We start from the raw sequence: 20,458 nt of genomic DNA, 5'->3' as shown, positions 1-20,458 counted from the left end.
CATGGATGCCGCCTCCGACGCCTCGATCGCGCTGCCCGTCGCCGACGCCGGCCTCTCTGCCGCGGACGTCGCCGAGCGGGTAGCGGCGGGGAGCACGAACGCCTACACGCCCGACACGAGCCGGAGCGTGTGGACCATCGTGCGGGCGAACGTGTTCACGCTGTTCAACGGCATCGTGTTCGCGTGCTTCTTCGTGCTGTTCGTGCTGGGACGCTGGCAGGACGCGCTGTTCGGCCTCGCCGCGTTCGCGAACTCCATCATCGGATGTGTCCAGGAGTTCCGTGCGAAGGCCGCGCTCGACAGGCTCGCGCTCCTCAACGCACCGCAGGCCCGTGTGCGGCGCGACGGGGTCGAGGCCGAGATCACGCCGGCAGACGTCGTGATCGACGACATCCTGATCCTCCGCGCCGGTGACCAGGTGCCCGCCGACGCCACCGTGATCGAGACGCGCGCCCTGCAGATCGACGAGTCGATGCTGACCGGCGAGTCCGATGCGGTCGACAAGCGCCCCGGCGACGAGGCCCTGTCGGGTTCGATCGTCGTCTCGGGCGAGGGCGCATGCCGCGTCACGCGCGTAGGCGCCGATTCATACGCGAACCGCTTCGCGGGCGAGGCGAAACGCTTCTCGCTGGTGGCGTCGGAGGTGCGCGGGTCGGTGAACCGCGTGCTGAAGTGGATGAGCTGGATCATCGGACCCGTCGGACTGCTGGTGCTCAACGCGCAGATGATGGTCGCGGGCGGCTGGGTGCAGGCGTGGCAGAACGGCGGCTGGGTGCAGGCCGTGGTCAACACGATCGCCGCACTGACCGCGATGATCCCGCTCGGGCTCGTGCTGATCACGTCGATCGCTTTCGCGGTCGGCGCGGCGAAGCTGGCCGGCCAGCAGGTGCTCGTCAACGAGCTCCCGGCGGTCGAGGGGCTCGCACGCGTCGACATCATCTGCCTCGACAAGACCGGCACGCTGACGGCGGGCGAGATCGCCTTCGACGCGCTGCAGGCGATGCCGGATGCCGCCGCCGGCGTCGCGGACGTGCTCGCCTGGTACGGCGCCGCCCCCGACGCGAACGCCACTGCCCGGTGCTTGCGGGATCCGTTCCCGGTCGGCGTCGCTCTCGAGGCGGCGGAGTACATCCCGTTCTCGTCGGCGCGCAAGTGGAGCGCTGTCTCATTCGCAACGGGTCCGGTGGGCACGTGGGTACTGGGTGCACCCGAGATGGTGTTCGGCGATGCGGCCGCCGATCCCACGACGGACCTCGGCCGCATCGTGACCGAGCTCGCATCCTCCGGCCGTCGCACGCTCGTCCTGGCGCAGGCCGCGACGCCGCTCGGGAGCGGGGACGCCGAGGCCGAGCGGCTGCCCGCGACCCTCGTCCCTGCCGCGGTCGTGACGTTCCGGGAGCAGGTCCGCGACGACGCCGCGCAGACCCTGGCGTACTTCGCCCGGCAGGGCGTCGGCATCCGTGTCATCTCGGGTGACAACCCCCGCACGGTCGCGGCGATCGCGCGGGAGGTGGGGCTCGACGTGGCCGAGGGCTTCGACGCGCGCCGGCTCCCCGAGGACGAGGCGGGGCTGGCGGACGCGCTCGAGCACAACCTCGTGTTCGGCCGGGTGACCCCGGAGCAGAAGAAGCGGATGGTCCTCGCGCTCCAGTCGCGCGGTCACACGGTCGCGATGACCGGCGACGGTGTCAACGATGCGCTGGCCATCAAGACCGCCGACCTCGGCATCGCGATGAACTCCGGCGCGGCGGCGACCAAGGCGGTCGCGCGTATCGTGCTGCTCGACAGCAGGTTCTCGCATCTGCCGGACGTGGTCGCCGAGGGACGCCAGGTGATCGCGAACATCGAGCGCGTCTCGATGCTCTTCCTCACCAAGACGGCCTACGCGACGGGACTCGCCGTGCTGTTCGGCGTGCTCGTGCTCGAGTTCCCGTTCCTGCCGCGCCAGCTGTCGATCACGGACGGCCTGACCATCGGCATCCCCGCGTTCTTCCTTGCGCTGCTGCCGAACACCCAGAGATACGTGCCCGGGTTCCTGCGACGCTCCCTGGCGTTCGCGATCCCCGCCGGCGTGATCATCGCGGTCGCGCTGACGCTGTACACGCTGGGGGCCATGGCGCTCGGGGTGAGCGAACCGGAGCTGCGCACTGGGTCGACGATCATCCTCGCGATCGTGGGCATCTGGGTGCTCACCGTGCTCTCGCGACCGATCACGCGCTTCAAGGCTCTCGTGATCGGGGCGATGTTCATCGCGCTCGTCGCGGTCTTCACAGTGCCGCTGCTCACCGAGTTCTTCCAGCTCGTCGACCCGGGCGAAGACGCGGCCTGGCTGGTGACCGTCGTCACGGTGCTGACGATCGGCGCGATCGAGATCGTGCGGTTCTTCCACCGCCGCTACGTCGCGCGGGCGCTGGCCGATGCCGGTTCACTCGGCGGCGGCGGCGCGGGCGAAGTGGCGTGATCCGGGCGGCGCCCACAGGACGACGACGACCAGCACCTGCACGGCGAGCTGGATCGCGGTGCTCCAGTCCCAGCCGTCGGTGGCTGCGATCGTCACGGCGTTCAGCGTGATCAGGACCGCGAGGTAGATCGTCGCGAGCACGCGGGAGAGCCGGCTGCCGCGGGCGAGCCCCGAGGCGACCGCGACGAGCAGGAGCCCGAAGAGGATGATCGCCGCGCCCAGCAGAGAGACCGCGAGCACCTCGGCGCGCGCAACCTGGTAACGACTGAGGAGGACCAGGATGCCGAGCAGCACGTTGGCGAACGCGCTGAGGTAGACCACGACCACGGCGACTGTCACGACGACCGGCCGGCGCGCAGCGGGCGAGCGGCGGCTCTCGTGCGTGTCGGCGGTCACGCGATCACTGTAGCGGGCGCGGCTCGCGTCAGCCGGTGCAGCCGAGGCGCGTCTGGATCGACTGCATCGCGTCGATCTCGGACGTCTGACCGCTCTTGATGGCGCCGGCCACCTCGAGGGCGCGCGGGTCGGTGCCGAGCTCCAGGAGCGCGTCCGCCATGGGGATCGCGCCTTCGTGGTGCCGGATCATGAGCTGCAGGAACAGGCAGTCCGCCTCCTGCCCGGCGGCGGCCTCCAGAGCCGCGATCTCGTCCGCGGACGCCATGCCCATGGCTTCGTGCGCCTCGTCCTCGGTCATCGCGGCGCTGGACGCGCCGCCGTGCCCGTGGTCGTCGGCTGCGGCATCCATCCACTGCATCATCGGGCCGCCGGACTGGGAGAGACCCCACCGCACGAGCCAGTCGTACATCTGACCCCGCTGGCCGGCCTGCCCGGTGGCGATGTCGTAGGCGAGGATGCGCAGCTCGTCGTCCTCGGTCTTGCGGTAGATCTCCATGGCCATCTCGATCGCCTGTGCGTGGTGCACCTGCATATCGCGGGAGAATCCGGCCTCGGGCGAGGCCGTGCCCGGGGTCGTCGCGGCCGACTGCGAACCGAAGGTCGAGAAGCGTCCGACCGCGAAGGCGAGCGCGCCGATCAGCACGAGCGCGACGGCGATGACGATCCATCGCCGGGGGCCCCCGGTCGACGTCTCGTCCGTCACTCCGCGCCTACTTCTTACCCGGCGCGTCGAGCGCACCGGTGCAGGCAGCGCCCGGCTCGGGAGCGTTCGTGCTGTTCCAGTACGCCTTGATGAACTCCTCGATGCGCTCGTCATCGGCAGAGTCGACCTTGAGCTGGGCGTTCCACGCACTGACGGCGATGGGGCTGTCCATGTCGTTGTACGGGGAGAGCAGCGTGTAGGTCGAGGGCAGTGCGTCCTCGAGCGTGGCGATGTCGTCATCCGACACCTGCGCGGGGTCGTAGGTAATCCAGACCGCACCGTGCTCGAGGGAGTGGACGGCGTTCACGTTGGGAACCGGCTCGGTGTAGACGCCGCAGTTCAGCCAGACGGCGTTGTGGTCGCCGCCGGCCGGGGGAGTCTGGGCGTAGTCGACGTCGCCTTCGACATGGTTCGCCGTGTTCTCGAACGTCTCGACGCCCTCGATGCCGCTGCCGTCGCCGGCACCGCGTGCGTACGAGGGAGCCGGCGCGGGCGCGAACACGATGGAGGCGACGATCGCACCGACGACCAGCACGGCGGCGGCCGAGCCGACGATCCACCACACCAGCTTGCTGCGACGGCGCTTGGCGAGCTGCTTCTGGTACTCGGCGAGCTTCTCCTGGCGCTTCTGCTCGCGCTGCTGCTTTACGGTGAGGTCGATCTTCGCCTGCGTGGCCGGGTTGCCGCTCGTGCGCTTGTCGGTCGGGGTCATGCTCGTGATCTCTGCCAATCGGGAACAGGGGTCTGGGCGCCCGGAACATATCGCGCGACGGCGGATGGCGGGTTGCCCTCATCCTATGCGAGCGCATGTGTCCAAGCCCTGAGAAGGCGCCGACAGCGCTCACCGGCACCCCGGTCGCGCGTGCGGCCGGGCGGGGGCATCCGCTATCATGGGATTTCGAATCGATTCGACCGCGCGTCGAAACGCGGATCCCGGTGCCGATCGGCAGCGCCGGACGATTCGCTTCCCCTCGGTCCGTCTCTCTGCGCCCGCACCGCCTTGCCGCGATGTCGACGCCGTTCCTCCGTACGCCGCCGTCGAATCTCCCGCCACGAAACGAAGCCCACTGTTGCTCGACACCGCATCGCTCCCCGTCCAGAAGCCCCAGACAGCCGCTGATCCCCAGCCCGCGCCGCCCGCGCACCCGACATCCACGGGCGCGATCCGCACGCTCGGGAGCAACCCGGCCACCGCGCCGATCGTGCTGCACCCGGGCGACTCGATCCCGCATCGTCGCCGCGTCCTCTACATCGTGCTGCTCGGCGCCCTGACGGCGCTCGGCCCGTTCACGATCGATCTCTACCTGCCGGCCTTCCCGGTGCTCGAGGCCGATTTCGACACCACGGCCGCCATGATCCAGCTCACTCTCACGGGCACGATGATCGGGTTCGCGCTGGGTCAGCTGATCGTCGGACCGCTGAGCGACAAGGTCGGCCGGCGGATTCCGCTGCTGTCGGTCACGGCACTCCACGTCGTGGCGAGCGTCGCCGCCGCGCTCGCCCCCACCCTCGAGCTGCTGTCGGTGGCACGGGTGCTGCAGGGTGCCGGAGCCGCCGCGGGCGGCGTCGTGGCCGCCGCGATCGTGCGCGACCTGTTCGGCGGTCGCCGCCTCGTCGTGATGCTCTCGCGCCTCGCGCTCGTCTCGGGTGTCGCGCCGGTGCTCGCTCCGCTCGTCGGATCGGCGCTCTTGGCCGTCATGCCGTGGCGCGGCATCTTCGTCGTCCTCGCCGTCTACGGCGCGATCATGCTCGTCTCAGCGATCGTGTTCCTGCCCGAGACCCTGCCGCCCGCGCGCCGCCACGAGCGAGGCTCGACCACCGTGTGGCAGCGTTACCGGAGCGTCTTCAGCGACCGGGTGTTCATCGGCGTGCTCATCATCGGCGGCATGACGTTCTCGGGCCTGTTCTCGTACCTCTCGAGCTCGTCGTTCCTCTTCCAGCTCAGCTACGGCCTGAGCGCCCAGGAGTACGGCCTGATGTTCGCCGTCAACTCGGTCGGCGTCGTGGTGGGCGTCCAGGCCGCGTCGCGTCTGGCGGCCCGTTTCGGTCCGCAGTGGGTCATGGCGTGGTCGACCGCGGTGCTCGTCGTCGCGGCCGCGGCCATCATCGTCACCGACCAGCTCGGTCTCGGGCTCTGGGGGACGATCGTGCCCCTGTTCGTCTTCATGACGGGGTGCGGCTTCACGTTCCCGTGCGTGCAGGTGCTGGCCCTCGACCGTCACGGCAAGGCGGCGGGCACGGCGCAGTCGATCATCGGCGCGACGAACTTCGGCGTCGCCGGCCTCATCTCGCCCCTCGTCGGGTGGATCGCGAAGGACGCCGGCATCACGGCGACGACGATGGCCTCGGTCATGGTCGGCTGCTCCTTGGTCGGCCTGCTGTCGCTGTGGCTCATCGTGCGTCCGCGCACGGTGGAGCGCCTGGCGCCCTGACCCGGGTTCACTCCGCGTGCGCCACCGGCTGCAAGCGGAACAGGCGGACGGTGCGTCCGGACTCCCGCTCGTAGTTGCGGTAGCCGGGCCACTGGGCCTCGATGCGCGCCCACACGGCATCGCGTTCGGCGTCGGGCACCGGCGTGGCCTGCACGCGCATGCGCCGCCCGCGAACGGTGATCGCGGCATCCGGGTGGGCCAGCAGGTTCGCCGTCCATGCCGGGTGGCGAGCACCGGCGAAGTTCGTGCCCGCGACGATCGCGCGCCCCTGACCGTCGGGCGTGTACATCAGCGCCGCGTCGCGGGGTTCGCCCGACTTCGCTCCGACCGTGTGGAGCACGAGCGACGGCACCAGCAGCGCGCTCACCTGCACCCGTCCGTGCGAGATCCAGGCGACGAAGCGCTCGACCGGCGGCAGCAGCAGCGGCCCCAGCACGCGCCGGAACACCCTCGTGCGGGTGAGAGGCGCGACGATGGCACGCACGATGTCGACGGCCTTTGCTGCCATGGCTCCCATCCTGCCCGACGCCGGCGACGCCGTCACGGTCGGTGAGGCCCGCCGGGACGGGAGGTTGTCAAGAGGCGCGCGGAAAAAGCCCGGATGAGGCGGATGTCGCTGCCTGCCAGGCAGAATGGGGCGATGACCACGACAGAGCGGCGGGTGGCAGCGCCTGTCATCGCCTACCTGATCGCCGGGTCGGCGCTCGTGGTGCTGTCGTGCCTGCTGGGCTGGTGGATCTTCTCGCGGGGAGAGGAGCCGTTCGCCGTCGACACCGCGTGGAACGCCCTCGTCGGCGAGTGGTGGGGCCCCGTCCTCACCGGGTTCTCGCAGGTCATGAACTTCGTCGGCGGCGGCTGGTTCGGCGTCCTCGTGGTGCCGATCGGCGGCGCGATCGGGCTCATCCTGCTGCGCCGCCCGTGGGCGGCGGCGTACTTCCTCGCTGCGGAAGCGGTCTCGGCCGCGGGAGTGCAGGTGCTCAAGCACGCGTTCGGTCGGGTGCGGCCGGAAGACATCCTCATCGTCTCGGACTACGGCTCATACCCGTCGGGGCATGTGGCCAACGCGGCCACGATCGCCGTCGCTGCCACCGTGATCTTCCCCCGTTTGTGGGTCGGCCTCGTCGGCGCTGCGTGGGTGCTGCTGATGGCGTTCAGCCGCACCTATCTGCACGCTCACTGGCTGAGCGACACGCTCGGCGGCGCCTTGATCGGCGCGGGGGCGGCACTGCTCGTGGCGGGCGCGTTCGCGCTGCCGATGGCGCGGGAGGGGACGGATGCCGCGGCGAAACGCCCGTGACTAGGCTGAGCGCATGACCGCGCCCGACTCGCCCGCGCCCGATTCCACCGCGACCGATCCGGCCATCCTCGCCGCCGAGACGGAGCTCGCCCGGCTGCGCGCTGAGGCGGATGCGGCGGAGGCGCAGCTCAAGGCCGCTCAGGCCAGGGCCGCGCTCGCGGCCGCCGAGGCCGCCGCCGCGAAGGCCAAGGCGACCGGCACGCCCACGAATGCCGGGCCGACTTCGGCGTCGGCGACCCAGGGGCCCGCGGGAGCGCCCCGCTCACCCTCGGAGACGCAGGAACAAAGTCCTCACCCGACCGTCTCTGACAGCCAGCACGCCTCTCAGCCCACCATCCTCCCCACGCAATCCGGCCCGCTCACTCAAGCCGACATCGAGAAGATCGCCTCCGGGTATGCGTTCGAGGAGACGACCCTCGATCTCGGTGCTCTGCTCAACGGCGAGCCGGTGCCGTCGGCGCAGATCCGCATCCCGCTCGGCATGATGAATCGCCACGGGCTCGTCGCGGGGGCGACGGGAACGGGCAAGACCCGCACGCTGCAGGGACTCGCCGAGCAGCTCGCGGCGAAGGGCGTGCCGGTGTTCGCCGCCGACATCAAGGGCGATCTGTCGGGTGTCGCGACGCCGGGCGAGCCGAGCGAGAAGCTGCTCGCGCGCACCCAGGCGATCGGGCAGGACTGGAAGCCCGAGGCATCCGCCACCGAGTACTTCGCGCTGGGCGGGATCGGCAAGGGCGTCCCCGTGCGGGCGACCGTGTCGGGCTTCGGGCCGCTGCTGTTGAGCAAGGTTCTGGGCCTCAACGACACGCAGGAGTCGAGCCTCGGCCTCGTATTCCACTACGCAGATGCCAACGGACTCGCGCTCGTGGACCTGTCGGACCTGCGCGCCGTGCTCAGCCACCTCACCAGCGACGAGGGCAAGGCAGAGCTCAAGGAGCTCGGCGGGCTGTCGGCGGCGACGGCGGGGGTGATCCTGCGGGAGCTGATCACGTTCGCGGATGCCGGAGCCGACGTCTTCTTCGGCGAGCCCGAGTTCGACGTGGCCGACTTCATCCGCACAGCGTCCGACGGCCGCGGCATCATCAGCCTCCTCGAGGTGCCGGGGGTGATCGACAAGCCGGCGCTGTTCTCGACGTTCCTGATGTACCTCCTGGCCGAGCTGTTCGAGATCCTCCCCGAGGTGGGCGACGCCGACAAGCCGAAGCTGGTCTTCTTCTTCGACGAGGCGCACCTGCTGTTCAAGGACGCGTCGAAGGACTTCCTCGCCGCGATCGTGCAGACCGTGCGTCTCATCCGGTCGAAGGGGGTCGGCGTGTTCTTCGTGACGCAGACGCCGAAGGACGTGCCCTCCGACGTGCTGGCACAGCTGGGCTCGCGGGTGCAGCACGCGCTGCGCGCGTTCACGCCCGATGACGCGAAGGCGCTGCGCGCGACCGTCGGCACCTACCCGAGGTCCGGCTACGACCTCGAGCGCGTGCTGCAGGAGCTCGGCACCGGGGAGGCGATCGTCACCGTGATGAGCGAGAAGGGCGCCCCCACTCCGGTCGCCTGGACGCGGCTGCGCGCGCCGCAGGGGCTCATGTCGCCGACGCCCGAGCCCGCCATCGGGGCCGCGGTGAAGGCGTCGCCGCTGCTCGCGAAGTACGGCACGGCGATCGACCGCGAGTCGGCGCGCGAGATCCTCACCGCGAAGATGAAGGCCGCCGACGACGCCGCCGCCGCGGAGGACGCGGCCCTTGCGAAGGCGAAGGCCGATGCGGAGTACGCGAAGCAGAAGGCCGCCATCGACAAGCAGCAGGCCGCCGCCGACGAGGCGAGCGCCGTCGCCGAGAAGAAGGCGCAGCAGGAGTACGAGCGGCTGCTCAAGAAGACGGCGGGGACGACCCGCACGTCGCGGTCGGCCCAGAAGTCGCCGCTCGACCAGATTCTGAACTCGAAGTCGACCCAGACGATACTGGGTGGGGTGATCCGCGGGATCTTCGGCACCGGCAAGCGCTGACGCATCCCAGCCCCGAGGGCTTTACGCCCCGGGTCCCCGCGCAGTGCGAAGCCGCGCACGGAGCGGGCGTCGGGCGGATCCCTCCCGATCCGAAAGGCCCGCGTGCGTCGCAGAGCAGTCGTCGTCGTCGCGCTGACGCTCGCCTTGGCGACCGCCGCCGTGGGCGTCGCGCTGGCGGTGGCCGCCACGTCAGGGACGACGGACGCCGCGCCCTCGGCATCCGCTTCGCCATCGGCCTCGTCGTCGATCCCGGTCACCGCCGACGACTACTGCTACGTCGAGGCGATGATCTACTACCGCGTCAAGGAGCAGGAGCTCGCGCAGACGCTGCTGCGCAAGGAGGGCATCGACGCCGGGGCGAGCGGCTTCGCCACAGGCATCGCCGCGCGCAACGAGGACGAGCTCGACGAGCTGCGCGAGTGGTACGTCTCGTGGGTCGACGCGCGTCCGGCCGAGCCGCCCGCCGACGGCCCCTGCGGCGGCCACGGCGCCGATCACGCGCAGATGCCGGGCATGCCCGCGTGGAGCACGCTGCAGGGCTTCGTCGATGCCCAGCATCCCGACGCCGAGCGCCGGTTCGCCGAGATCCTGCGCGACCAGAACGCGGGGATGGTCGCGCTCATCGCGCTCATCCTCGACGGCGATCCGCACCCGGCGGTGGTGGAGTCGGCCGACGAGGTGCTGAAGCAGGCCGCGGCCGATGAGCGGATGCTCGAACAGTTCCTGGCCGCGGTGCCCTGAGGACACCGCGGTCTGCGGCATCCGTCGGGCTCCCTGCGCTCAACAGGTCAACCAGGCTTCGACAGGAGATCCGTGCCGGATCGGTCCTGCACAGGTGTGGTTGACCTGTTGACGGCCGGTCGCTGCGGATCGGTGACGCGCACGTGCGCGGCGCACGAACACGGGCGGCGGCGATCAGGCCGGAGATCGGTGCGACGAGGTCACCAGTCGCTGAGCGCGCCGATCGGAGCGAGCGCGCGCGCCGCGTCGCGGAGCGCGCCGACGTGGCGTGCGGCGACAGAGAGGCGCGAGATCGAGGTCGACAGGGTCACCGCTCCGACCGGGCGCGCGGCGTCGTCGTGGATCGGCACGGCGAGGCACCCGCGGTCGCTGCTGAGCAGCGCGACCTGCTCGGTGTAGCCACGGACCGCGTATGCCTCGTGGATGGCGCGGACGTCGCCGGACGCCGCGTCGACCCGCCAGCTCGGCGCCTGCGGCAGACGGCGGTCGGGGTGCGCGACCAGCCAGAGGTGTCCGATCGCCGATCGCGCGGGGTCGGCCAGCAGCACGTCGGGGTCCGACAGCGGCTGGGTGGTGTCCTCGTCGAGCACCAGAAGCCCGGAGCGGTGGAAGGCGAACAGGTGCACCGCCTCGCCCGTCTCGCTGCGGAGGCGATCCACGACCGCGGCGTGGGCCGGTCGTGTGCGGGCGCCCACGATCGCGGCGAGCTCGAGCACGCGCGTGCCGAGCAGGAACCCGGAGAAGTCCGGGCGCCGCACGAGGTACTCGTCGCGGACCAGCGAGTTGACCACGCGGTACACCGTCGCCCGCGGGGCGCCGACGGCGCGGGCGATCTCGGCCGCCGACGCGCCGCGGTCGTCACGCGCGACCTGCTCCAGGATCTCCAGCGCGAGGCCGAGGCCCTTCTCCGGAAGCCGGGTGTCGCCCGCGAGACCCGCGCCGCTCACGACCGGGCCGGCCCTTCGATGCAGTCCGAGTCGATCGGCCAGTCATGCACGCCGATCCGCGCAGCCACGCGCGGGTGGCGTGCCAGCCGCAGCGCGCCGGCGCCGACGACGACGGCGAGGATCCCGGCCGTCCACAGCAGCCCGCCGGGATTGTCGCGCAGTGTCGCGGCGAGATAGAACCCCAGCACGCACAAGAGGCCGGCCAGGGGGAGTGCGCTGACGGCCACGGCGCGCACCGTGAGCTCGCCGATGCGCGCGAGGAACACCGGCGCCGCCGCGCACACCAGTGCGTACGCCAGCACGAAGCCGATGATCGACGCGGGCGAGGTCACGATCCGCATGTCCTGACGGCTGCCGCCGACCGCGAGGATCGCGATCGGAACCGCCGTCACCACCGACGTGAGCAGCACGCCGGCGACCGCCGGCACGCCGCGACCCGACACCCGGCCGAAGATCACCGGCAGCAGGCCCTCGCGGCTCATCGCGAAGCCGAGCCGCGTCGCCGCGTTCGTCATCGCCAGGGCGCAGGCGAGGAACGAGATCGCCACGATCACGTCGATGAGGCCGGAGAGGCCCGTCACGGCGGCGAGGGATGCCGCGCCCGGCCGCTCCGCCACGATCGACAGCTGCGCGGCCGTCCCGACCAGCATCACCAGTCCCGTCGCGCCCACGCTCACCATCACCGCCCGCGGCACCGCCGCGAACGGACGACGCGTCTCCGGCCCGAGGGCGGCGCCGCTCTCGAAGCCGACGAAGCCGATGAGGGCGAAGGCGACGCCCGTGATGATCGCCTCGAGCGAGAAGTCCGAGGGGCGCGGGACGAGCAGCCCCAGATCCCACCGGGTGAGGCTGAGGGCGGCGATCGACAGGACCAGCACCGTCGCCACCGCGATCGACTCGAGCACCAGCAGCATGCGAGTGGACATCCGGAGTCCGCGGGCGACGACCAGCGCGATGATGCCGCCGAACACGGTGATGAGGACGACGACGAGCCACGGGGGAGCGGCGCCGCCGCTGAGAAGGTCCGCGAGTCGCTGCGAGCCCGACGCCAGCGTGTTCATGGCGACGGCGAGGTAGCCGATGCCCAGGGCGGCGCCGGTGACGAGGCCGACGTGGGAGCCGAGGCCGCGCGCCGCGAACGTGTACAGCGAGCCCGTGCTCGCGATGCGCCGCGCGAACATGCCGATGACGAGGCCGACGCCCACGACGAGGGTGATCGTGATCGCGATGTCGAGGAACGCGAACGATCCGCTGCGCGCGTAGGCGGCGGCGGGGTGGATCAGCAGGACGCCGGCGGGCGCGGTGGCCGCTACCGACTGCGCGACCACGTCGATCGTGCGCGCGTGGCGACGGTGCAGGCCCGCGAAGGGCGAGCTGGACCCGAGATCGTTCCTCGGCCGCGCCCGCTCGATCGCGTCCGCGAGTGCAGTGCTCACGCGTCCTCCTCGGTGCCCGGCGCTCGCCGCGGTGCGGCTGGCCGCGACGCTACCGGGCGCGCGTTGCCGGAAAAGGCGGCCCGTGTTTCCGCCGCGTGACACGGCGTGAGATCAGCGGGCCGGGATCGGCCGTCGTCGTCTCATCAGGATTTCGCTCGGCGTTCGCGACGCCACACGGCGGGGAAACGGCGCGGGCGAAGAATCGGCCCCGACGCGGGTGCGAGCCGCGTCATCGCCCTCGAAAGGAATCCCGTGACCGAACAACAGCTCTCTCCCGAGGGGGACTCGCCGCCCCCCTCGCGACAGCGGCCGGCACTGCGCGGCCGACTGCTCACACCGCGCGCCCTCGGCATCGGCTCCGTGGTCGCCGCCGCGGCCGCCGCCGTCGCCCTCCTCTTCGCGACGCAGACCGCCGTACAGGCGACCTCGTCGCCCGAGATCACGGCATCCACCCCCATCGCCGCCGACAGCACGGACGAGGACGCACCCGAGAAGGCGGAGGAGGTCGCCAAGCCCGCGACGATCGCGGCCGCCTACGACGCGCTCTCGGGAGCCGAGGTCGAGTACGTGCGCTTCGTCGGCGCTCAGGACGCGGCGTTCGCGGCCGGCGAGGACGTGTTCGGCGAGCCGGGACTGCAGTTCCTCTCCACCGACGTGGCCGACCCGCAGGCGTATTCCGACGGACAGCGGCGCCTGATCTCCCTGTACTACGACTACGCCACCAACGAGACGGTCAGCATGATCGTCAACGCGACGAACGGGGCGGTCGAGTCCGTGGACCGCGCCTCGGGCACGCAGCCCGCTCCGACGGATGCCGAGACCTCGCTCGCGTGGGAGCTGCTGCTCGACTCCGACGCGGCCCAGCCCGTCGTCGACGAGTTCGCCGCGCTCACCGGCGGCTCGGTCCTGACCCCGGCATCCGCCGAGGTCCTCCTCACCGCCCACTCGTTCGTCACGGATGCCGGATCCTTCGGTGCCGAGTCGTGCGGCGTCGACCGGTGCGTGCAGCTGCTCGCCCAGGTCGACGGCGGCGCCTTCCTCACCACCAGCACCTACGTCGTCAACCTGTCGACGCGGGCCGTCCTGTCCATCTCATGACCTTGGAGACCCTCCCGATGAAACGAAACCCCCTCCGCCGGCTTCTCGGCGCGGGCACCGCGATGGCGCTGCTGGCGGGCGGCCTCGTGCTGTCCGCACCCGCGGCGGCGTCCGCCCAGACGGTCACCGAGGCATCCTGCTCCGGCGACTCCCTCGTCTCGAAGACCCTCGAATCCGGATCCAGCTGGCAGATGTGTTGGCGCCTCGACACCTACCGCGGCCTGGTCCTGGACAAGATCGCCTACCAGCCGCGCGACGACGCGGCGCCGATCCTCGTGCTCGACTCGATCGCGCTCGCCCAGCTCAACGTGCCGTACGACACCGGCGCCACCGAGTACAACGACGTGACGACCTACCAGGTGGGCGGGCGCCGCCTGCAGGCCATCGAGGCCGTCGACTGCCCGGTCGGCGAGGTGCGCAACGCGTGGGCGGACCCGGCCCGCGGCGATATCGCCGCGGTCTGCATCGGCGAAGAGGACTCGGGTCTCGCGTACCGGTCGAACATCACGGGCGACGCACTGTACGCCGCGCAGGGCACCGACCTCGTGCTGCACAGCGTGTCGCGCATCGGCTGGTACGAGTACCAGACCGAGTACCGGTTCCACGACGACGGCGAGATCTCGGTGCGCCTCGGCGCCACGGGCGACCTGTCGCCCAACGACTACGTCGACGTCGTGAACCAGGGGTGGCCGATCGCCCCTGGCCAGGAGGACTTCGCGGTCAACCACTACCACTCGGCGTTCTGGCGCGTGGACTTCGGTATCGATTCCGGCGCCACCCAGCTGGTCGAGAAGTTCGCGACCACGCCGACCGGCGACTACGGCACGACGGGCGACACGGGTCACACCGCGATCCTCGAGACGCAGCTCACGCAGATCACGAACGAGACCAAGACGATGGGCTCGAACCGCGAGGCATACCGGGTCGTGAACCCCGAGAGCATCAACGCCGACGGCCACGCCCGCTCGTACGAGATCATCGTGCCGCGCGACCAGGCGTACAACCTCAACCCCGAGACCGACTACGACATCGCGTTCACGTCGGCCAAGTCGGATGAGATCCACGCCAGCCACAACCTGATCCCGTCGAAGGCGGGGCAGATGGTCAGCGACTACATCGCCGACGGCGAGACGCTCGCCGACCCGGTGGCATGGGTGAACGTGGGCTTCCATCACATCAACCGCGACGAGGACCAGAGCCCGATGCCGATCCACTGGCAGGGTTTCACCCTCTACCCGCGTGATTTCGCGGCGCAGAACCCGAACATCCCCGAGGGCCGCAAGTGGGTCAACGGCGACATGCGCGGGGTGCCGAACCCGAACATCACGCCGACGCCCACCGCGTCGCCGACGCCCACCCCGACGACCGAGCCCACCACGGAGCCCACGCCGACGCCCACCGAGTCCGGGAACGGGAACGGCAACGGGAACGGCAACGGCAACGGCAACGGCAACGGCAATGGGAACGGAAACGGCAACGGGGGCTCGACGGCGCCCGCAGCCGCGCCGGTGACCTTCGGCAGCGCCGAGGTCGCCCCCGGCGCCGCACAGTCGGCGACCGCAAGCGGCTTCACCCCCGGTGAGACCGTGAGCGCCGTGATGCACTCCGACCCCGTCGACGTCGGCACGTTCGTCGCCGACAGCGAGGGCGTCGTGAGCGTCCAGTTCGTAGTGCCCTCCGACACGCCCGCCGGCGAGCACTCGCTGGTCCTCACCGGGCAGACCTCGTCGGCCGTCGCCCAGGGATCGTTCACGGTGGCGTCCGCGTCGCCCGCGGCGATCTTCGGCGCACTCGCGACGACCGGGACCGACGCGAACAACTGGGCGCTGTCGGGCGTTCTGCTCCTGGTGGCAGGAGCCGGACTCGCGGCCACGTCGTGGCACCTGCGCCGCCAGCAGGCGGCCAAGGGACAGGCCGCGGCCTGACCCCCGCCCGCGGGGCGACGCGCCGGTCGCGTCGTCCCGCGGGACCCCCATGTCGCGGAGGCTTCCGCCCGCGGCATCCGGAGCTGAAAGGACCTCCCCATGCGCAGTCGTATCGCCGCCCTCGGCGTCGTGCTCGCCCTCTCCACCGCGATCGTCGCGGCCGGGGCCGTGGGGCTCAGTCTGACGACGGGTGCCGACTCGGCGCCGCAGGCCGCCTCGCCAGGCGCGAGGACGGATGCCGCCACCGCCGCCTACCCGACCGTCGAGGACCACTGCTACATCGAGGGCATGATCCCGCACCACGAACAGGCGCTCGAGCTCAGCAGACTCGTGCTCGGCGCCTCGGGGGTCCGCGAGCGCACGCAGGCGCTCGCCGAGTTCATCGTGGCCGACCAGGCCGCCGAGATCGAGACGATGCGGGCATGGCAGAACGCGTGGCGCGGCGCGATCCCCGCCGGCGGTTCGAGCGACGGGCACGGTGGGCACGGTGGCACGCAGCCCGCCGCCGGAGCGGTGCCGGCCGGATGCGGCGACCACCCGCACACGCAGATGAAGGGCATGGCGAGCGCCGAGCAGCTCGCCGCCCTCGACGCCGCCGAGGGCGGCACCGCCGACCGGATGTTCCTCGACCTGATGATCGCGCATCATGAGGGCGCGCTCGAGATGGCCGAGAGCGCGGTCCGCGAGGGATCCAATGCGTACGTGCGCTCATCCGGCAAGCACGTGCTCGTCGAGCAGCAGCGCGAGATCGCGGCGATGACGGCGCTGCTCGCCGAGGCGCCGTGACGGTCGCCGGCACCGCAGCGGTCGGCCGATCGCTCGGCGTCAGGCGGCGGGCGCTCTTCTGGCTCGCAGCCCTTGTGATCCCCGCCGGCGCAGCGCTCTCGCTCACCGCGGCCTTCGGCGTCGCGACGGTGCGCAACGACTCGATGAACCCGACGCTGCACAGCGGTGACACGGTGCTGTTCGACCGGTGGAGCCCGCCTGGGCGCGGCGACGTGGTGCTCCTCGTCGACCGCGAAGGATGGTCGGGTACGCAGAGCGCGCTCCTCGTGAAGCGGGTCGTCGGCGTCGCGGGCGACGTCGTGGTGTGCTGCGAAGCGGGGACCGGCCGGCTGCTCCTCAACGGAGCGCCGATCGAGGAGGCCTATGCCGGCGCGGTGCGCCCGGGCGGCGACATCCCGTTCCGCGTCACCGTGCCCGAGGGTGCCGTCTGGGTCATGGGCGACAACCGGGCGGAGTCTGCCGACTCCCGGGCATCGGTGTCGGCGCCGGGGCATGGGGCCGTGGCACGAGACGACCTGCGCGGCACCGCGCGTGCGTGGTGGGGCGGCTGAGCGCGCGGTGACACGCTCACGGACGGATGCCGGTGGCCGCCGCATCCGTCATCCGAAGGCGTACCGCTCATGCGTCGTGAGGCGCCCTCGATGCCTGTGCGAGGCATAGCCTGGAGGTATGGCGACGAAGCCCCCGAGAGCCGATATCGACGAGACCCGCGTTCACGTGTCGCGGCCCAAGAAGGTCGCCGTCGGCGTGCCCGCGGTGCTGCACGCGCTCGAGATCGCGAACGAGCAGATGGGTGTGACCCGGTCGGTGCAGACGCTGCTGCGCGTCAACCAGAAGGACGGGTTCGACTGCCCCGGCTGCGCGTGGCCCGAGGAGGACAAGCGGCACATCGCGGAGTTCTGCGAGAACGGCGCCAAGGCCGTCGCCGAGGAGGCGACGCTGCGCCGGGTCGGCCCGGACTTCTTCGCCGTGCATTCGCTCGACGAGCTGCGCGGCCACGACGACTGGTGGCTCGGCCAGCAGGGGCGGCTGACCCACCCGATGGTGCTCGAAGAGGGTGCGACGCACTACCGGCCGATCTCGTGGGACGATGCGCTCGCCCTGGTCGCGGATGAGCTGCGGATGCTGGACGATCCCGATGAGGCGGTCTTCTACACGTCGGGCCGCACCTCGAACGAAGCGGCGTTCCTGTATCAGCTGCTGGTGCGCGGCCTCGGCACGAACAACCTGCCCGACTGCTCCAACATGTGCCACGAGTCCTCCGGCTCGGCGCTGACCGAGACGATCGGCATCGGCAAGGGGACCGTCTCGATCGACGACATCCACGACGCCGACCTGCTCATCGTCGCCGGGCAGAACCCGGGCACGAATCACCCCCGCATGCTCGTCGCGCTCGAGAAGGCGAAGCAGCGCGGGGCGACGATCATCGCGGTGAACCCGCTGCCCGAGGCGGGACTGATGCGCTTCGAGAACCCGCAGACGGTGCGGGGCGTCGCGTTCGGCGGCACCAAGCTCGCCGACCAGTTCCTGCAGATCCGCCTCGGCGGCGATCAGGCGCTGTTCCAGGCGATCGGCAAGCACCTCCTCGAGGCCGAGGAGGCCGACGGGGGTGTGCTCGACCACGAGTTCCTCGCCGCGCACACCAGCGGCTTCGATGAGTATCGTCAGGCCATGGCGGATGCCTCGTGGCGCGACCTCGTCACCGCCACGGGTCTTCCCGAGAAGTCGCTGCGGCGGGTCGCCGAGACCGTGCGCACGTCGAAGGCGACGATCGTCTGCTGGGCGATGGGACTCACCCAGCACAAGCACTCGGTGCCGACGCTGCGCGACGTGGTCAATCTGCTGCTGCTGCAGGGCAACATCGGCCGCCCGGGCGCGGGCGTCTGCCCCGTGCGCGGGCACTCCAACGTGCAGGGCGATCGCACCGTGGGCATCTACGAGAAGCCGTCGGCGGCGTTCCTCGACGCCCTCGACACGGAGTTCGCGTTCGCCGCCCCGCGCGAGCACGGCTTCGACACGGTCGGCGCGATCCGCGCGATGCGCGACGGCCGCGTGCGGTTCTTCATGAGCATGGGCGGCAACTTCGTGTCCGCGACCCCCGACACCGCGGTCGTCGAGGCCGGCATGTCGCGCGTCGGACTCACCGTGCACGTCTCCACGAAGCTCAACCGCTCCCACGTCGTCACGGGGCGTCGCGCTCTCATCCTGCCGACGCTGGGCCGCACCGACCGCGACCGCCGCGGCGGCCAGGAGCAGCGGGTCACGGTCGAGGACTCCATGGGAGCCGTCCACGCCTCCCGCGGCCGCCTGGCCCCGCCGTCGGAGGAGCTGCTCAGCGAGGTCGCCATCGTGGCTCGACTGAGCGGCCTGGTCTTCGGGTCCGCGGGTACCGGCGCAGCCGCCGGCGGTCGGACGTCAGCGTCGTCGTCCTCGTCGGCGGCGGCGGCGTCGTCGTCGCGAGATCAGGTGATGTCACGGGAGAAGGACGTTGCGGGCGCGGATCGTCCTGAGCCGGTGACATCACCTGAGCCGGTGACGGATGCCGCGGACGGCGCGACGCGCCATGACCGCGGGTACCCGGAGCGCACCGCGGCCGAGGAGTCGGACGGGACGCACTCGCCGGTCCATCGCGACCGCGAGACCGCAGACGGCCCCGATCCGGCTGGTCTGCGGCATCCGTCCAACGTCCCGCACGCGGACTGGGCGGCGCTCGAGGCGGACTACGCGCTCATCCGCGCCCACATCGCGCGCGTCATCCCCGGGTTCGACGACTACGAGGAGCGCATCGGCAAGGGCGGCACGCTGCACCTGCCGAACGGACCGCGCGATGCGCGCCGCTTCGCGACGGCCGACGGCAGGGCGCGGTTCACCGTGAACCCGCTGGAGTATCCGCGGATCCCGCGCGGGCGCCTGCTGCTGCAGACGCTGCGCTCGCACGACCAGTACAACACCACGATCTACGGCAAGGACGACCGGTATCGCGGCATCCACGGCGGGCGCCGGGTCGTGCTGGTGAACGCCAAGGACATCGTCGCGCTGGGCTTCGCCGAGAACGACGTCGTCGACCTCGTGTCGGAGTGGAGGGGGCCGGACGGCACGCTCGAGGAGCGACGGGCGGAGGAGTTCCGCATCGTCGCCTATCGCACTCCTCGGGGCAACGCCGCCGCGTACTACCCGGAGACGAACGTGCTGGTGCCCCTGGACTCCGTCGCCGACGTCTCGGGAACGCCGACCTCGAAGTCGGTGGTGGTGCGGCTCGCACGTCGCACCTGAGAGTCCGGCGCGTGCCTAGGCTGGAGGCATGACCCGCGCCGCCGTCATCACCGTGTCCGATCGCTCCGCCGAGGGCGCTCGCGCCGACGCGAGCGGGCCGATCGCGGTCTCGGCGCTGCGGGAGGCGGGCTTCGACTGCGCCGATGCCGTCGTGGTGCATGACGGCGCCGACAGCGTCGAGCGCGCGCTGACCGCCGAGGTCGTCGCGGGCGTCAAGCTGATCGTGACGACGGGCGGCACGGGTGTCTCGCCGCGAGACCAGACGCCGGAGGGCACTGCACGCGTCGTGACCCGCCAGGTGCCCGGCATCGCGGAGGAGCTGCGACGACGCGGTGCGGCCGAGAAGCCCGCCGGCCTGCTGACGCGCGGGATCGCCGGTGTCGTCGACCCGCACGGCGCGCTCGTGGTCAACCTGCCCGGGTCCCCGGGCGGGGTGGCGGATGGGATGCCGGTCGTGCTGTCGGTCGCCTTACATGTGCTGGACCAGCTGGGCGGAGGGGACCACTGATGACCCTGACCACAGACGCGGTGCGCATGGCCGCCATCAGTGCCGAGCCGCTGGATCTCGACGCCCACCTGCGCGCCGTCGACGATTCCCGCATGGGCGCCGTGACGACGTTCGTCGGTCGCGTGCGCGATCATGATCCGGATGCCGCGACCGCCGTCGTCGCCCTCGAGTACTCGGCGCATCCTGACGCCGAACCGGCGCTCGCCCGCCTGGCGGCCGCGGCGATCGGGGCGACCGGAGCGCTCGTCGCCGTGTCGCACCGGGTCGGCACGCTGCACGTCGGGGACGCCGCCGTGGTGATCGCAGTGGCGTCCGCCCACCGCGCCGAGGCGTTCGCGGTGTGCCGCACGCTGATCGAGACGATCAAGACCGACCTGCCGGTCTGGAAGCGCCAGGTCGAATCCGACGGCACCGCCACCTGGCTCGGCCTCGGCGGCTGACCGCGGCGGCCGAAGG

Annotated in this window: 18 protein-coding genes; 12 read left to right on the top strand and 6 right to left on the bottom strand. The window is 71.4% G+C overall.

Features of this window, described 5'->3' with window-relative positions; all coding sequences use genetic code 11:
* The first annotated feature begins 1 nt into the window (after window position 1).
* On the top strand, window positions 2–2,461 hold the full coding sequence (locus MRBLMI12_RS03820) for an HAD-IC family P-type ATPase (protein ID WP_363354023.1): 2,460 nt from the start codon (window positions 2–4) through the stop codon (window positions 2,459–2,461).
* Here MRBLMI12_RS03820 and MRBLMI12_RS03815 read toward each other — a convergent pair.
* Genes MRBLMI12_RS03815 through MRBLMI12_RS03805 form a run of 3 tightly spaced genes read right to left on the bottom strand, consistent with a single transcriptional unit; the run spans window position 2,426 to window position 4,272 of the window.
* Window positions 2,426–2,857: a hypothetical protein gene (locus tag MRBLMI12_RS03815; RefSeq protein ID WP_363354021.1), complete on the bottom strand. Its 432-nt coding sequence runs from the start codon at window positions 2,855–2,857 to the stop codon at window positions 2,426–2,428. The genes MRBLMI12_RS03820 and MRBLMI12_RS03815 overlap by 36 nt on opposite strands.
* 28 nt (window positions 2,858–2,885) lie before the next feature.
* Complete coding sequence (locus tag MRBLMI12_RS03810) at window positions 2,886–3,560, bottom strand: DUF305 domain-containing protein (protein WP_363354019.1); 675 nt, start codon at window positions 3,558–3,560, stop codon at window positions 2,886–2,888.
* A gap of 7 nt (window positions 3,561–3,567) precedes the next feature.
* Complete coding sequence (locus MRBLMI12_RS03805) at window positions 3,568–4,272, bottom strand: DUF3105 domain-containing protein (RefSeq protein WP_349428428.1); 705 nt, start codon at window positions 4,270–4,272, stop codon at window positions 3,568–3,570.
* A gap of 358 nt (window positions 4,273–4,630) precedes the next feature.
* Between MRBLMI12_RS03805 and MRBLMI12_RS03800 the strand changes: the two genes are divergently transcribed.
* Entirely contained in the window at window positions 4,631–5,992 is a 1,362-nt protein-coding gene (locus MRBLMI12_RS03800) for a multidrug effflux MFS transporter (RefSeq protein WP_349428426.1), read from the top strand.
* Between the two features lie 7 nt (window positions 5,993–5,999).
* On the opposite strand, the gene MRBLMI12_RS03795 is transcribed toward MRBLMI12_RS03800, so the two are convergent.
* A complete protein-coding gene (locus tag MRBLMI12_RS03795; protein WP_363354017.1) occupies window positions 6,000–6,500 on the bottom strand; it encodes a nitroreductase family deazaflavin-dependent oxidoreductase in 501 nt (166 codons plus the stop codon).
* A gap of 132 nt (window positions 6,501–6,632) precedes the next feature.
* On the opposite strand from MRBLMI12_RS03795, the gene MRBLMI12_RS03790 reads away from it, so the two are divergent.
* The 3 genes from MRBLMI12_RS03790 (at window position 6,633) to MRBLMI12_RS03780 (ending at window position 10,029) form a co-directional block, all read left to right on the top strand.
* Window positions 6,633–7,289, top strand: coding sequence for a phosphatase PAP2 family protein (locus MRBLMI12_RS03790; RefSeq protein ID WP_363354015.1), 657 nt, complete (start codon window positions 6,633–6,635; stop codon window positions 7,287–7,289).
* Window positions 7,290–7,302: 13 nt separating this feature from the next.
* Complete coding sequence (locus MRBLMI12_RS03785) at window positions 7,303–9,288, top strand: helicase HerA-like domain-containing protein (RefSeq protein ID WP_363354013.1); 1,986 nt, start codon at window positions 7,303–7,305, stop codon at window positions 9,286–9,288.
* A gap of 102 nt (window positions 9,289–9,390) precedes the next feature.
* Entirely contained in the window at window positions 9,391–10,029 is a 639-nt protein-coding gene (locus MRBLMI12_RS03780) for a DUF305 domain-containing protein (protein WP_363354011.1), read from the top strand.
* A gap of 200 nt (window positions 10,030–10,229) precedes the next feature.
* Here MRBLMI12_RS03780 and MRBLMI12_RS03775 read toward each other — a convergent pair whose 3' ends face one another.
* Window positions 10,230–10,976, bottom strand: coding sequence for an IclR family transcriptional regulator (locus MRBLMI12_RS03775; RefSeq protein WP_349428420.1), 747 nt, complete (start codon window positions 10,974–10,976; stop codon window positions 10,230–10,232).
* Window positions 10,973–12,412: an APC family permease gene (locus MRBLMI12_RS03770; protein WP_363354008.1), complete on the bottom strand. Its 1,440-nt coding sequence runs from the start codon at window positions 12,410–12,412 to the stop codon at window positions 10,973–10,975. The genes MRBLMI12_RS03775 and MRBLMI12_RS03770 overlap by 4 nt, the downstream gene beginning before the upstream one ends.
* A 252-nt stretch (window positions 12,413–12,664) precedes the next feature.
* On the opposite strand from MRBLMI12_RS03770, the gene MRBLMI12_RS03765 reads away from it, so the two are divergent.
* The 7 genes from MRBLMI12_RS03765 (at window position 12,665) to MRBLMI12_RS03735 (ending at window position 20,442) form a co-directional block, all read left to right on the top strand.
* Window positions 12,665–13,510: a hypothetical protein gene (locus MRBLMI12_RS03765; RefSeq protein WP_349428417.1), complete on the top strand. Its 846-nt coding sequence runs from the start codon at window positions 12,665–12,667 to the stop codon at window positions 13,508–13,510.
* A gap of 17 nt (window positions 13,511–13,527) precedes the next feature.
* Entirely contained in the window at window positions 13,528–15,435 is a 1,908-nt protein-coding gene (locus MRBLMI12_RS03760) for a hypothetical protein (RefSeq protein ID WP_363354006.1), read from the top strand.
* A gap of 99 nt (window positions 15,436–15,534) precedes the next feature.
* Window positions 15,535–16,221, top strand: a complete 687-nt coding sequence (locus MRBLMI12_RS03755; protein WP_363354004.1) for a DUF305 domain-containing protein — start codon at window positions 15,535–15,537, stop codon at window positions 16,219–16,221.
* Window positions 16,218–16,772 carry a signal peptidase I gene (gene lepB, locus MRBLMI12_RS03750; RefSeq protein ID WP_363354002.1) on the top strand — a complete coding sequence of 185 codons (555 nt, stop codon included), beginning with the start codon at window positions 16,218–16,220 and terminating at the stop codon, window positions 16,770–16,772. The genes MRBLMI12_RS03755 and lepB overlap by 4 nt, the downstream gene beginning before the upstream one ends.
* A gap of 118 nt (window positions 16,773–16,890) precedes the next feature.
* Window positions 16,891–19,494, top strand: coding sequence for an FdhF/YdeP family oxidoreductase (locus tag MRBLMI12_RS03745; RefSeq protein WP_363354000.1), 2,604 nt, complete (start codon window positions 16,891–16,893; stop codon window positions 19,492–19,494).
* Between the two features lie 28 nt (window positions 19,495–19,522).
* A complete protein-coding gene (locus MRBLMI12_RS03740; protein ID WP_363353998.1) occupies window positions 19,523–20,002 on the top strand; it encodes a MogA/MoaB family molybdenum cofactor biosynthesis protein in 480 nt (159 codons plus the stop codon).
* A complete protein-coding gene (locus MRBLMI12_RS03735; protein WP_363353997.1) occupies window positions 20,002–20,442 on the top strand; it encodes a molybdenum cofactor biosynthesis protein MoaE in 441 nt (146 codons plus the stop codon). The genes MRBLMI12_RS03740 and MRBLMI12_RS03735 overlap by 1 nt, the downstream gene beginning before the upstream one ends.
* The last annotated feature ends 16 nt before the right edge of the window (window positions 20,443–20,458 follow it).

It is taken from the genome of Microbacterium sp. LMI12-1-1.1, from assembly GCF_040676455.1.
Lineage (GTDB): Bacteria > Actinomycetota > Actinomycetes > Actinomycetales > Microbacteriaceae > Microbacterium.
Note: the sequence above shows the minus strand (reverse complement) of the source record. Positions and strands in the feature narration are given on the sequence as shown.